Raw genomic sequence first — 13,794 nt, 5'->3', positions numbered from 1 at the left:
AAGGTCTTTTTTCTGTATGATAAGGGTACTGAAAGAAAAAGGAGAAGCAGCATGACACAAAAATTGATCGCTTACAAACGCATGCCTATCTGGACCAAGGATACCATGCCAGAAGCTCTTCAAAGAAAGCACAATACCAAGGTAGGAACCTGGGGGAAGATTACGGTTCTAAAAGGTCAGTTAAGATTTATTGAATTGACCGAAGAGGGGGAAGAAATCGCGAGCCACCTTTTTGAAGCAGGAGCAGAGAACCCCATGGCCGAGCCCCAGGCCTGGCACCGTGTCGAAGCAGCGACTGATGATGTGGAGTGGTACTTGGAATTTTACTGTGAGCCAAAAGACTATTTTCCTAAAAAGTACAATACCAACCCTGTCCATTCAGAGGTGCTAGAAGCAGTGGATATTGTCCCAGCTGGAAAGGCGCTGGATCTAGGATGTGGGCAAGGACGCAATGCTCTCTTTTTGGCCCAACATGGCTTTGATGTGACAGCAGTAGATCAAAATGAATTGGCTCTTGAGATCTTACAAAGTATTGTCGCTGAGGAAGATATGGACATGCCAGTAGGACTTTATGATATCAATGCTGCTGCACTCACCCAAAACTATGATTTCATCGTGTCAACTGTGGTCCTTATGTTTTTAGAGGCAGAGCGGATCCCAGCGATCATTCGCAATATGCAAGAGCATACCAACCCAGGTGGCTACAATCTCATTGTCTGTGCCATGGATACAGAAGATTATCCTTGTCAGATGCCCTTCTCGTTTACCTTTAAAGAAGGAGAATTGGCGGAGTATTACAAGGATTGGGAATTGGTCAAATACAATGAAAATCCAGGCCACCTCCATCGGCGAGATGAGAATGGAAATCGAATTCAACTTCGATTTGCAACCATGTTGGCAAAGAAAAAATAAGAAATTAGGAGCTGGATAAAGAGTTTGAAAGAAAAATTATCCAGTTTTTTTCTGTAAACGAAAAACCTTCCCGCCATTATGAACTGTGACTCAAAAGTTAGATACAATAACTCTAACTTTTGGGGTCAGTACATGATGGGGAAGGTTCAGGAGACTTAGTTCCAGCTCGTGAAATCAGAAATGCTGAGAATAATAGTTGCGATTTCAATTGGATCTTCTTTTGCACCCGATTCTAGCCAGGTCACAATAACAGATTCAATCGTAGCTATGAAAATTTCTAGACCATACTTGTAAGGAACCTGGAAATCTGCAATGATGTGCTCCTTAGCATTAGGGGTATCATCTAATGCATGAAGTGTAAAGCCTCTAACAAATTTACGGAAGTCTAAGTAACTAGATTGTGAAAGAGCATAGATAAAATCGTAATTTTCTTTAATCCTTGTCAAAACGTTGAGAAAATTAACTTTTACTGGGCTTCCTTCAACAAAAAGACTATCCAATTCTTGCACTAATTCTGTTTTCATTTGTTCAAACATATCGTATTTGTCGACATAGTGCAAGTAGAAGGTACCTCGATTAATCCCAGCTTTTTCTGTCAATTCACGAATAGTGATGCTTTCAAAATTTTGCTGTAATAGTAGCTGTGAAAGTGCATTTCTTAAGTCAATCTTTGTTGTTGTTTGTCTTTGTCTTGCCATAAGATTCCTTCTATTTCAATTTGCATATATTAACATTAATTTGTTGAGTAAAATATTTTACTGTTTAAATAACTTTACCTAACCAACAATAAGCATTATACTCTAAAAAAAAAAAATGGACAACTCAATCGATTTTTCTAAAAAAAAAAAATGGCTTCAATTTTCACAAAGTTAAGAAAGACGGGCGATGAGAGCAATAGCAGTTTTTTTCATAAAAAATGGATATTTAAAAATATTCCCTCTTTAAAATTTAATCAGGAAATTTTGGGGAAAATAGTGGGTTGATGGAAATCATAAGCAAGATTTTAAAAGAAAACCAGCACGAAAAAAGTGCTGGTTTCTTTATTTGATAAAAGTTGTCACAATCAAATTGAAATTTAAGATAGTTAAGATTATGGCAACGAGGTAGCCTAAGAAAGTATTCCACTTCGCATTGACATGCTCTCCCATGATTTCTTTGTTGGAAGTAAAATAAACCAAAGGGAAGATAGAAAAAGGAAGAGCCGCTGATAGGAAGACTTGAGAATAAACCAGAAGGTCATCGAGGACATGTTCTTGGTCACCGAATAAAATTGCAACGACGATGACAGGAAGAAGGGCAATGATCCGAGTCATGAGACGAACGACCCATTGTGGTAAGCGGAATCGTAAGAAACCTTCCATAACGATTTGACCGGTTAAGGTCCCAGTAATGGTTGAATTTTGACCACTGGCTAACAATGCGATGGCAAAGAGGGTGGATAAGAAGGGACTAGCGATAGCACCGGCAATATGGTTGTCCTTGAGGGCATTGTACATGCTAGAGAAAGCACCGATTTTATCTCCATGACCAAAGAAGAGGGCCGCTCCAAGAATCAAGAGGAGGGAGTTGACGACGAAAGCCAAACTCAATTCAATATTTGAATCCCAGGTCATAAAGCGCACTGCCCGTTTGATATCTGCTGGATCCTTGTAATCAACTTTTCGCGTTTGCGAAATGGAAGAGTGGAGATAGAGATTGTGGGGCATTACGGTTGCCCCGATGATTCCAAGTGCCAAGGTCAAGGCTTCATTTCCTTTTGGAAGACCAATTCCCAGTACTTCTTTTTGAGGCAGGAATCCAGCAAAGATTCCCCCGATATCTGGTTTCGATAGGAAAACCAGATAGCCGAAAATTGCAAGGATCGTGAGGATCAAGGTTGAAACGATGGCCTCGATCTTTCGAAATCCTAGATGCATGAGCCCCAATAAGAGGAAGACATCAAAGATGGTGATCAGAATGGAAAAAAGCAAGGGCCAGCCAAAAAGAAGGTGGAGGGCAATCCCTGATCCGATGACTTCTGCTAAATCTGTCGCCATCAGGGCAAGCTCGATCACAATCCAAAGGGTATAGCGAAGCCATTTTGGCAAGTGATGGGCGGTTGTTTGGGCCAGGTCCTTACGATGGACAATTCCTAGTTTACCAGCCATTTGTTGCAACTGCATGGCGATTAAAGAGGAGAGAAGAACCACTGATAAGAGTAGGTAACGGTATTGGGCCCCTCCGACGACACTAGTAATCCAGTTTCCCGGATCCATATAGCCGACAGCTACTAGACTTCCTGGTCCTGAAAAGAGCAGGAGGGTCTTCCAAAAAGGGATGCCTTTTGGTACGTCAATAGATTGGTTGATTTCTTGAAGTGATTTCCTTTCAAACTGTTGTAAACTCACGATGAGCCTTCTTTCTAAGAATAAATCAAATTTGTCTCTAATTATAGCATAAAATTTATAATAGTTCATGATTTGGGATTACCTTGTTTTCTACTACCTCGATTCCATTGTAATCTATCGAAAAAGGATTATAATATAGTTAGGAAGTAGAGGGAGGAAAGAGAAAATGCCCTACATCGAAATGCAGCATTGTTACAAGCGCTATACGAGTGGAGAGACAGAAATTTTCGCTAACCGGGATGTTTCCTTTGAGATTGAAAAAGGCGAGTTGGTCATTATTTTAGGGGCTTCAGGAGCTGGAAAATCAACGGTTCTCAATATCTTAGGAGGGATGGACACCAATGACGAGGGTCAGGTTCTGATTGATGGGGTGGATATTGCAAAGCTAAATTCTCATCAACGAACCAATTATCGACGAGATGACGTTGGCTTTGTCTTTCAATTTTATAATTTAGTAGCCAATCTGACAGCCAAGGAAAATGTCGAATTGGCTTCAGAAATCGTCTCTGATGCCTTGGATCCGGAAGCCGTTTTAAGAGAAGTAGGACTTGGCAATCGTCTTGATAATTTTCCTGCCCAATTGTCAGGCGGAGAACAACAACGGGTGGCGATCGCTCGGGCAGTGGCGAAAAACCCTAAAATTCTCCTTTGCGATGAGCCTACGGGAGCCTTGGATTACCAGACGGGTAAGCAAGTATTGGGGATTTTACAGGATATGTCTCGAAAAAAAGGAGCGACGGTCATCATCGTAACCCATAATGCTGCTCTAGCTCCGATTGCAGACCGTGTGATTCGCATGCATGATGCCAAGGTCAAGTCGGTAGAAATCAATGAGCTTCCTCAAGATATTGCTACACTAGAGTATTAGAAGAGGTGGTAGCATGAAACGAAAAGTCTATTGGAAGGATCTATTTGGTTCTTTTACACATTCAAAAGGACGCTTTCTCTCCATCTTAACCTTGATGTTGTTGGGAAGCTTGGCCTTGGTAGGCTTAAAGGTGACTACTCCAAATATGCACCGAACGGCTAACCAGTTTATTCAGCAACAAAAGATGCTAGATCTTGCTGTCATGGGGGACTTGGGATTAGACCAGGTAGACCAAGAGGAGCTTTTAGGAGTCAAAGGGGCGCGTATCGAATTTGGTTCACTGCTAGATCTGACAGTGAAAGGAACAGGAGAGGCAATTCGACTTTTTTCTGCCCCAAAGAGCCTTTCTTCTTTTCGTGTGACCAAGGGTCGCCTACCAAAGAAAGAAGAGGAACTCGCTCTAGCTAGTTTTTTGGAGGATCGCTATCAGATAGGGGATACCCTCACACTTGAAGAAAAGGCTGGAACTCGCTCTAGTTTAAAGCGAAAGCAATTCACCATTGTTGGTTTTGTTCAATCTTCTGAGATGTGGTCTCAAAAGAATTTAGGCACTGCCATGAGTGGCAGTGGGAATCTGGATGCCTATGCTCTGGTTTCAAAAGAGGTCTTTACGACTAAACTTCCTGTGATAGCGCGGATCCAGTTTGATGATCTGCGATCTTTGGATTCTTTTTCGCAAGTCTACCAAAAACGGCTCAAAGCTCATCAAGAAGAGTTAGAAATACTTTTGAAAGACAATGGAAGGGCTCGCTATCAAAGACTCAAACAGGAGGCTGATGGACAGATTCAAAAAGGCCAGAAAGAACTCAATCGTGCCAAGGAAACACTCCAGTTAGCCAAGAGTCAGATTGATCAGGCTCAAAAGCAATTAGATTTGCAGGAGGCCCAGTTCAAGAAACTAGCCCCATTCCTGCCAGCTAAAGAGCACCTAGCCAGTCAAGAAAAGGTCCATCAAGCCAAAGAACAACTGGATCAGAAAAAGAAGGACTGGACTGCAGGTGAAACGGAGCTTGCAAAAAAAGAGGAGGAGCTAAAAAAAGCCCAAACCGAGCGAGATCAGCTGGAAATTCCAACTTATCATGTTTATAATCGCAAGACCATGCCAGGCGGACAAGGTTACCTGATGTATAGCAATGCTAGTAGCAGTATCTCTGCTGTCGGAAATATTTTTCCAGTCGTTCTTTATCTGGTAGCAGCCATGGTGACCTTTACCACGATGACCCGTTTTGTCGATGAAGAGCGGACTAATGCAGGTATTTTTAAGGCGCTGGGCTATCGTACCAAGGACATCATTCTCAAATTTGTTCTCTATGGATTCTTTGCAGGGACGATTGGTACTCTTCTAGGAAGCTTGCTGGGTCATTATTTCCTATCGGGGATCATTTCCAATATTATTACGCAAGGGATGGTTATTGGAGAGAGCAGAGAGTATTTTTATGGGGATATGACTCTGATTGCTCTCGGACTGTCTTTCGTCGCGAGTGTGCTTCCGGCTTACTGGGTTTCTCGCAAGGAATTAAAAGAAGAAGCCAATCTTTTATTACTGCCCAAACCACCGGTATCCGGTTCGAAAATTTTTCTGGAGCGTCTCCATTTTGTTTGGAAGCGTCTGAGTTTCACCCACAAGGTCACTGCTCGTAATCTCTTTCGTTACAAACAACGGATGCTGATGACCATTTTTGGAGTGGCAGGTTCTGTTGCTCTCCTCTTTGCAGGGCTAGGAATTCAATCTTCTGTAGGAGGTGTTCCCAAACGCCAATTTCAAGAGATCCTATCTTATGACGTGGTTGTGGCCACAAAAACGAATGCATCAAGCCAAGAAAGCAAAGAACTAACCAATCGTCTGGCAAAATCAGACATCAAGGATTATCGAGCCATCTATAGTAAGGTTATTGAAGCTTCTTTAAAAAATGGACACGACAAGCAGACCATTACGATGATGGTAACGGACCGTACAGATTTTTCTCCCTTTGTAAGCTTACGGTCTCTTAAGCAGGAAGAGTCTTTGTCTCTAAAGAAAGGGGTCATCATCAGTAGTAAGCTAGCGCAACTAGCAGGGGTTACAGTCGGTGATCGACTGACCTTAGATGGCCACTCTTTTAAGGTAGCAAGGATCACTGAAAATTATGTCGGCCATTTTGTCTATATGGATCAGGCAAGTTACCAAAAAATCTACGGAAAGCGGACTTCAGCAAATAGCTATTTGGTGCAGTTGAGAAATCCTTCTACACGAAAAGTGCAGACTGTCAGTCGGGACATGATGGCACTTGCAGCTGTGAAGGCGGTTAGTCAGAACGCTTCGATGATTTCCCTCTTTAATTCAGTTGCCAAATCTTTGGACACCACTATGATGATTCTAGTAGTTGTATCGATCTTACTAGCCATCGTGATCTTGTATAATTTAACCAATATCAATGTGGCAGAGCGAATCCGGGAATTATCGACTATTAAGGTCTTGGGATTCCATAATAAGGAAGTAACGCTCTATATTTACCGCGAAACCATATTATTGTCTATCATAGGGATCCTCATGGGGTTAGTGGGTGGCTATTATCTTCATCAATTTCTTATTGCCATGATTGCACCAGATGCCATTCTCTTTTACCCTAAAGTGGGACTTGGTGTTTTCCTCTTTCCTGTTGGAGGACTGATCCTTCTTTTGGTCCTGTTAGGAATTTATGTTAACCATTATCTCCGAAAAGTAGATATGCTCGAAGCCCTCAAATCAGTAGACTAAGATACAAAGCCCGTAAAATGCAAGGTGAAAATAGGGAGCGGGACAGAAGCACTGTTGTATAGAATACTTCGTTGTTTTGCCCCCACAAGGCTGATTAGGATTTTTCCGAGCTCTTAAAGCGAGAGAAAAATCCAATCAGCTACTGTGCTTTTGAAGTTAGTACTATTACAGTTTGCGTTTTTCACACAGCATTTAGGGCGTGTTCAATTTGTGTAACCGCAAGCACTATGGTGGCTTGCCTACATGAATTACTAACTCTTCGGGAGGATAGTATCGATCCTCCCTCATCCTGTCGCAATTCACTAAGATACAAAGTCCGTAGCTGATAGCAACAAAATGAGTCCTCTAGCCTTATTTTTCATTTCGAGCAGATAGAGTTCTCATAAAATTTTCACCTCAGGGTGGAAGTTTTTCTTCTCTTTGTTATAATGGAGAGTAGGAGAAGATCATGACTAAAATTGCTTTACTTTCAGATATTCATGGAAATACGACAGCTTTGGAAGCTGTCCTAGAGGATAGTCGAAAAGCCAAGGTGGATGAATATTGGCTCTTGGGAGATAGTTTGATGCCTGGAACAGGCAGACGCGCTCTTTTGGAGCTGTTAGAGGAGCTTCCTATTACGGTGAAAGTCCTTGGAAACTGGGAAGATAGTCTTTGGCGGGCTATGAGGGGGATGTTGGATGAGACCAGACCCAGCCATCGCTACCTCATGCGCCAGTGTCAATATATTCTGGAAGAAATCACACCCCAGGAAATTGAAGTCATGCAGGAAATGCCCATGCAGGTCCATAGAGAAATCGCAGGTTTAAAGATCGGTATTACCCACCACTTACCCGATAAGAATTGGGGTCGCGAATTGATTCACATTGGTGACCAGAAGGATTTTGACCGCTTGGTGACAAACCCGTCTTGTGATATTGCAGTCTACGGACACATTCACCAACAGTTTTTCCGTTACGGGACAGGCGGAGAACTGATCATCAATCCTGGCTCGATCGGTCAGCCTTTCTTTCTGGAAAAGAATCTTCGCAAGGACCTTCGGGCCATGTATGCTATTCTTGAATTTGATCAAATGGGGCTAAAAGATGTAGATTTTAGACGGGTGGATTATGATGTCCAAAAAGAACTGCAACTCGCAAAAGACCTCCATCTTCCTTATTACCAAGTGTATTATGAAAGTTTGGTCAATGGCATTCATCATACCCACAATCATGAGCTTCTTCATGAGATTGAGCAGAGAGAAGGTCATGATCGAGAAATCGATGCTTGGTTAGAGGACTTCTTTCAATAGTGTAACTGTTGACATTACAACTAAAAAGAGTATAATAGGAATAACGGAAGTCGTTCCTTGACGGTTGTTCAATAGACTCTACCTTCAAAAACGGGTAGAAAGGAGTGAAGTTATGCAAATTTCGAGTCGCTTTACCATTGGGACTCATGTCTTGATCATGATTGCTCTACAAGGAGAAAAAACAAAAGTAACCAGTGATTTTTTGGCAGGAAGTGTCGGCGTGAACCCTGTTATTATTCGAAAGACCTTGTCTCAGTTGAAGAAAGCAGGATTGATCCATGTAGCGCGTGGGACAGGCGGAGCTGAGCTCGCACAAGCAGCCGATGAGATCAGCCTGCTGGATATCTATCAAGCGGTAGAATGCTTAGGTTCGACAGGTCAATTATTTGGTTTTCATGACAATCCGAATCCTGCCTGCCCGATTGGCCACAATATCCACAATGTTTTAGATGGGAAGCTTGAGGACATTCAGACTGCTATGGAAAAAGAAATGGCCCAAATCACTTTAAAAGACGTCGTGGAAGATACGCAGAAAAGAATGAATCTCGAATCCGTTTCATAAGAAAAAGATCGAAGAAGTGTAACCTTCTTCGATCTTTTTTGCTGAGATCGGAACTTGAACCTCTATTAGTCTATAGCTTTTGCCCACTTTTTGGATAAGTGGTGAGAAAAACTAGAGAGAGCAAAGTTAAAGAGAAAATAGACTGCTACGATCAATAAGTAGAGAGTAAAGATTTGCGAGGGTTCAAAATAACCTCTTATTAGAATTTGCCAGCTTCCAGACAGGTGAACGGCTTAGAATTTTCTATTATCTTTCACTATTTCTTTTTTTGATGAGGGAGAATCCAAGGAAACCTGTTAAGGCACCCAAGAAGCTAAAGAATACATTGCTACTAGAATCTCCGGTTTTTGGCAATCCTACTTGCTCTAAATCCATTACTGATTTAGTAACAGAATTCTGAGATGGTTGAGGCTCTACAGTTCCTTCGTGAGAGAGCGGATTTTCTTTTTTAATTTCTTTTTTAACTTCTTTTTGGCTTGGTTGAACTGGTTCAGGGACTATTGGTGAAACGGGTGTTGGAGTTGGTGTTACGGGAGTAACAGGATTAGAAGCTTCCTTCACATATTCGTATACTACATGGAGCGTCCCCTCTTTCATAGGACCAATCTCTGGTGCAGATGAGGATGAAATCCCTACTAGAAGATATTTTTGTCCATTAAAAATAATATAGTCTGGGCGTTCGAGATTATTTTCTGTTGTGTTGTAGTTTTTAAGTCTACCATCCAATCCATAGATAGAAGTCATGGCAGTATCAGTATATGTAGGTTTGATGGATTGGTTAGATCCTTTGATCACATAGTCGATCAGAACGTTTCCTTGGTAAAAAGCAGATACGTCTTGATCAGCCATATCTTCTGTTTCAGATGCATAATACGTAACCGATGGATTATTCTTTAATGTAAATATTTCCACATAGTTAAAGAAAGTATTGGGATCAATATTGGTGTCATTTGGAATTTTGGTCCAGTCCCCATTATTAGGTGTAATGTAGGTATTTGGACTTGCAACGGACTTGATGAGATGACCATCCTGTACGTAACTTTCATCCACTAGGGTAGGATTGCCCAACCCACCATAACTTAGATTACCATCCTCATCAGCAAAATAAACCTGATTAGATTTATATTCTTCTAAACTCTGACAGCCTTCTTCATAACTGGCTATCCCACCTTCTTGGCTACATTTCCATGCAAAACGGGCATCAATCGGTAAGTATTTGATTTTCTTTGCCTCTTTTAATGGAAGTGTGATAGCTACACGAAAAGCAGTACTTTTAAGGGTTTTAGAGCTAATTCCATATAAATGAACGATTCCGTCTCCTGGATAAAGGTGTTCTCCAGGATAACCATTTTCATTTGCATCCATATTGACAATTGCCGGTTTTTTACCTGCTCTTAATTCTTCTGCAGTTGGAACAACTGAGGAATCTGAATTAAGGGTAGTAGTAGGATCAGTGTCAGAATCCGAAACAATTTCATCAGGAAGAATGACTTTCATTGGTACATTGACGGGAACAGGATTTTCATTGGCATCTCGTGTTCCAATCAGTGTGAAATCAACTTTAGCGCCTGGAATGTCTGGAATGCGGAGTCTGATATCGCGAACTGTTTGCCCACGATCACTAGAATGCATCCCTTTAAACGCAACTGTATAAGAATAGACAACACTTTCACCATCATCTGTTAAAGCTGCGGGATGTCCCTCAATATTGACATATCCATCTTCGTTTACGATATTACTTTTTGGAGGAGTCGCTGTACTCCTAGTAGTTTCCGAAGTGGTTGTAGCTAGAGTATAGTCTTCATCACTAGAGGGAACATTGTCCTCAGCGCTTGAAGAACCATTGTTCGTTACGATAGAATGTTCTCCCTGTGGTGCATTTGCTTGAGTTGTTGATAACTCTACTGTTACAGAAGTATCTGAACTCCTATTCTCATCAGCTTTCACAATCGTATGAGTATAAGTATTTAATACAAATACGGAAATCGATGCGATACCTAATTTCGTTAATTTTTTCATATGATGAGGTCTCCTAAATGTAATCAAAATTTCCATTATAAAAATAGAAATTTGTTAAACTTTTCATCTGCATTATAAACTAAAATCGGTTGATTTACAATCAATTATTTATAGTATAATAGCTGTTTTTCCTGTACAAAAAGAAAAAAATTAGAAAGTGACTGAGCTATTCAATAAAAAAATTAAGTTGTGAATTCCGAAGCATCTTGTTAAAGAAGAAGTAAGGAGGATATGGATGGATTTCTATGCAAGAAAAACTGACTAAGGCATCATTCATAAAGAAGGACCTAAAGATGTTCTATGGATGATTCATCGATTTTTCAGGAAATAGGAAGAACATATGATGGCAATGGAAGATTCTAGGGACGAGGTTCAAATAGGGTGTGCTTTTTTGCAGTTCATAGAGGTTATCTTATTTAAATAAGATAATTTTTTATTTCTAAGTTCTTTCAAAGAGGTTATATGACCTCTTTTGAAAGAAGGCTATAAGATTCACGTTTCAATAAAGTCTTATACTATCTTTTTTGATTATATTGAAAAGAGGCTAGGACTTTTGTCCCAGCCTCTTTTCTTAAATGATTTGTCTAATTTTTTGGGTCAGTACACTTTAGTGACCTGATTTTTTTCTAGTTGATTGCAAAAGGATTAGTCGAAGTAAAGTAAGTCTTTGCTGGTTTCTGTGAAGAGTCCAAATCCGTCTTTTGTGACATACCCACAATCTTCGATACGGACACCGACTTTACCTGGAATATAGATTCCTGGTTCGACTGAGAAGCACATTCCTTCTTCAAGCACCATATCATTTCCTTCCATAATAGAAGGGAATTCATGCACGTCCATTCCGATACCGTGTCCGAGGCGGTGGTTGAAGTATTCACCATAACCAGCTTTTTCGATGACACTCCGAGCAGCACGGTCTACGTCATGTGCTGTTACACCTGGTTTGATCATGTCAATGGCTGCTTGTTGAGCTTCTAACGTCAAGTGGTAGATTTCTTTTTTGAAATCATCAGGTTTTCCAACAGCAACGGTACGAGTCATATCTGACGCATAACCATTCACCATACAGCCAAGGTCAAAGAGCAAGAGAGCATCGTTTTCGACTTTGTTGCTTCCAGGAATTCCGTGTGGGTTAGCTGCATTATTTCCAGTCAAGACCATGGTTTCAAAGCTCATTTCATAACCCAAGCGTTTGATACCAAAGTCGATTTCTGCTACGATATCAGTTTCTGTTTTATCCAGTGAGATGGCGTCGAATCCCATATTGACAGCTTTATCTGCATATTGACCAGCCACTAACATTTTTTGGATCTCATCAGCTGATTTGATCAAGCGCATCCGATTAATCCGTGGCGTCAAGTTGGTAAATGTTGCTTTTTCAAAGACAGTGCGCAAGCCATTGTATTTTGTAAGGATCAAGTTATCATATTCAAGTGCAACGGTTTTGGCATCTGGTTTTGCGATAGCTCCTTTAATCTTTTCCCAAGGGTTTTCAGAATCTACATAGCCAACCACTTGGAAATCGACAACTGCAGTCGCCCGTTCCACTTCAAGGGCAGGAACGAAAAGAAGTGGTTCGTGGTCTGTGTAAACGAACAAAAAGAGTTGACGTTCGTGGGGATCACTGTAAAATCCAGTCAAGTAATTGATCGTGACAGGATCGGACACAACAGCGACATCTGTTTTTTCAGTTTCAAGAAAATCGACGATTTGATCTAATTTAGACATAATGCTACCTTCTTTCTATGGATCTATTTTGTCAAATTTTCCATAAAAAAGCAAGAGTTTACAAAATTTTGCCAAAATGCTTGAAAGTGTTTACAATAAGTGATAAAATAAGATTAATTAGAGAGTGAAAACGAAATTTTCAACAATGAAAGGAAATCTTATGAATACAGACGATACAGTAACGATTTATGATGTCGCCCGTGAAGCAGGGGTTTCAATGGCAACCGTTAGTCGTGTAGTAAATGGAAATAAAAATGTTAAAGAAAATACACGAAAAAAAGTTCTGGAAGTGATCGAACGTTTAGATTACCGTCCAAACGCCGTTGCACGTGGTCTTGCCAGCAAGAAAACAACAACAGTAGGTGTTGTTATTCCAAATATTACCAATAGTTATTTCTCTACATTGGCTAAAGGGATTGATGATATTGCAGAAATGTACAAGTACAACATTGTTCTTGCAAATAGCGATGAAGACGATGACAAAGAAGTTTCAGTGGTAAACAACCTTTTTTCAAAACAAGTGGATGGGATCATTTTCATGGGTTATCACTTGACTGAAAAAATTCGCTCAGAATTTTCACGCTCTCGGACGCCAGTTGTCCTTGCTGGGACCGTGGATGTTGAACACCAATTACCAAGTGTCAATATCGACTACAAGCAAGCGACCGTTGATGCTGTTACACAGTTGGCAAAACACAACAAGAAAATTGCTTTTGTAAGTGGCCCATTGGTGGATGATATCAATGGAAAAATTCGTTTGTCAGGCTATAAGGAAGCTTTGAAAGCAAAAAAATTGAGCTATAGCGAAGGGCTTGTGTTTGAATCCAAGTACCGTTACGATGAAGGTTACAACTTGGCAGAACGAATCATTGCGTCAAAAGCAACAGCTGCTTTTGTGACAGGTGATGAATTGGCTGCAGGTCTCTTGAACGGCTTGTCTGATCACGGTATCAGAGTACCAGAAGATTTCGAAATTATTACTAGTGATGATTCACAAGTAACCCGATATACGCGTCCAAATCTATCAACAATTGGACAACCTTTGTATGACCTTGGTGCGATCAGTATGCGCATGTTGACCAAGATCATGCACAAAGAAGAGTTGGAAGAACGCGAAGTACTGTTGTCTCATACGATCAACCAACGTGGAACGACCAAAAAATAAGGATTAGTAGACTAGAGTCTCGACTTGGGAAGACGTGTCTACTAGTCTGGGAAGCCAGAACAGATAGGTTCTGGCTTCTTTTTTATACTACAAACAGGTAGAAACTTGCTGGGCACTCTTTATTT

Annotated in this window: 10 protein-coding genes; 6 read left to right on the top strand and 4 right to left on the bottom strand. The window is 40.8% G+C overall.

Annotation, left to right across the window (positions count from 1 at the left end; all coding sequences use genetic code 11):
- The first annotated feature begins 51 nt into the window (after nucleotides 1-51).
- Nucleotides 52-912: an SAM-dependent methyltransferase TehB gene (gene tehB, locus PCY07_RS04650; protein ID WP_301355484.1), complete on the top strand. Its 861-nt coding sequence runs from the start codon at nucleotides 52-54 to the stop codon at nucleotides 910-912.
- Between the two features lie 155 nt (nucleotides 913-1,067).
- Here the strand turns inward: tehB and PCY07_RS04645 are convergent, their stop codons facing one another.
- Both PCY07_RS04645 and PCY07_RS04640 read right to left on the bottom strand, forming a co-directional pair.
- The gene (locus tag PCY07_RS04645; protein ID WP_003014599.1) at nucleotides 1,068-1,610 is read right to left on the bottom strand and encodes a TetR/AcrR family transcriptional regulator; all 543 of its coding nucleotides are present in this window, start codon (nucleotides 1,608-1,610) and stop codon (nucleotides 1,068-1,070) included.
- Nucleotides 1,611-1,952: 342 nt separating this feature from the next.
- Nucleotides 1,953-3,299: an Nramp family divalent metal transporter gene (locus tag PCY07_RS04640; RefSeq protein WP_003014625.1), complete on the bottom strand. Its 1,347-nt coding sequence runs from the start codon at nucleotides 3,297-3,299 to the stop codon at nucleotides 1,953-1,955.
- Nucleotides 3,300-3,465: 166 nt separating this feature from the next.
- Here PCY07_RS04640 and PCY07_RS04635 point away from each other — a divergent pair, with 166 nt between their 5' ends.
- The 4 genes from PCY07_RS04635 (at nucleotide 3,466) to PCY07_RS04620 (ending at nucleotide 8,757) form a co-directional block, all read left to right on the top strand.
- Nucleotides 3,466-4,167: an ABC transporter ATP-binding protein gene (locus PCY07_RS04635; RefSeq protein WP_049498629.1), complete on the top strand. Its 702-nt coding sequence runs from the start codon at nucleotides 3,466-3,468 to the stop codon at nucleotides 4,165-4,167.
- A 13-nt stretch (nucleotides 4,168-4,180) separates the two neighbouring features.
- Nucleotides 4,181-6,904 carry an ABC transporter permease gene (locus tag PCY07_RS04630; RefSeq protein WP_156671910.1) on the top strand — a complete coding sequence of 908 codons (2,724 nt, stop codon included), beginning with the start codon at nucleotides 4,181-4,183 and terminating at the stop codon, nucleotides 6,902-6,904.
- A 448-nt stretch (nucleotides 6,905-7,352) separates the two neighbouring features.
- Nucleotides 7,353-8,195, top strand: coding sequence for a metallophosphoesterase family protein (locus tag PCY07_RS04625; RefSeq protein WP_014713664.1), 843 nt, complete (start codon nucleotides 7,353-7,355; stop codon nucleotides 8,193-8,195).
- A 112-nt stretch (nucleotides 8,196-8,307) separates the two neighbouring features.
- A complete protein-coding gene (locus PCY07_RS04620) occupies nucleotides 8,308-8,757 on the top strand; it encodes an Rrf2 family transcriptional regulator (RefSeq protein ID WP_070506739.1) in 450 nt (149 codons plus the stop codon).
- 246 nt (nucleotides 8,758-9,003) lie between these two features.
- On the opposite strand, the gene PCY07_RS04615 is transcribed toward PCY07_RS04620, so the two are convergent.
- Entirely contained in the window at nucleotides 9,004-10,776 is a 1,773-nt protein-coding gene (locus tag PCY07_RS04615) for an LPXTG cell wall anchor domain-containing protein (RefSeq protein ID WP_301355480.1), read from the bottom strand.
- Between the two features lie 645 nt (nucleotides 10,777-11,421).
- Nucleotides 11,422-12,504: a Xaa-Pro peptidase family protein gene (locus PCY07_RS04610; RefSeq protein ID WP_003015591.1), complete on the bottom strand. Its 1,083-nt coding sequence runs from the start codon at nucleotides 12,502-12,504 to the stop codon at nucleotides 11,422-11,424.
- Nucleotides 12,505-12,664: 160 nt separating this feature from the next.
- On the opposite strand from PCY07_RS04610, the gene ccpA reads away from it, so the two are divergent.
- The gene (ccpA, locus tag PCY07_RS04605; protein ID WP_041818325.1) at nucleotides 12,665-13,669 is read left to right on the top strand and encodes a catabolite control protein A; all 1,005 of its coding nucleotides are present in this window, start codon (nucleotides 12,665-12,667) and stop codon (nucleotides 13,667-13,669) included.
- The last annotated feature ends 125 nt before the right edge of the window (nucleotides 13,670-13,794 follow it).

Origin of the sequence: Streptococcus sp. SP1, from assembly GCF_030440005.1 — a bacterium.
Lineage (GTDB): Bacteria > Bacillota > Bacilli > Lactobacillales > Streptococcaceae > Streptococcus > Streptococcus parasanguinis.
The sequence above is the reverse complement of the archived record's forward strand: the minus strand, read 5'-3'. Positions and strand labels throughout refer to the sequence as shown.

What these genes read in the sequence shown, in the direction of transcription:
- tehB (WP_301355484.1), top strand. Translation starts at nt 52, where the DNA reads ATGACACAAAAATTGATCGCTTACAAACGCATGCCTATCTGGACCAAG.
- PCY07_RS04645 (WP_003014599.1), bottom strand. Translation starts at nt 1,610, where the DNA reads ATGGCAAGACAAAGACAAACAACAACAAAGATTGACTTAAGAAATGCA.
- PCY07_RS04635 (WP_049498629.1), top strand. Translation starts at nt 3,466, where the DNA reads ATGCCCTACATCGAAATGCAGCATTGTTACAAGCGCTATACGAGTGGA.
- PCY07_RS04630 (WP_156671910.1), top strand. Translation starts at nt 4,181, where the DNA reads ATGAAACGAAAAGTCTATTGGAAGGATCTATTTGGTTCTTTTACACAT.
- PCY07_RS04625 (WP_014713664.1), top strand. Translation starts at nt 7,353, where the DNA reads ATGACTAAAATTGCTTTACTTTCAGATATTCATGGAAATACGACAGCT.
- PCY07_RS04620 (WP_070506739.1), top strand. Translation starts at nt 8,308, where the DNA reads ATGCAAATTTCGAGTCGCTTTACCATTGGGACTCATGTCTTGATCATG.
- PCY07_RS04615 (WP_301355480.1), bottom strand. Translation starts at nt 10,776, where the DNA reads ATGAAAAAATTAACGAAATTAGGTATCGCATCGATTTCCGTATTTGTA.
- PCY07_RS04610 (WP_003015591.1), bottom strand. Translation starts at nt 12,504, where the DNA reads ATGTCTAAATTAGATCAAATCGTCGATTTTCTTGAAACTGAAAAAACA.
- ccpA (WP_041818325.1), top strand. Translation starts at nt 12,665, where the DNA reads ATGAATACAGACGATACAGTAACGATTTATGATGTCGCCCGTGAAGCA.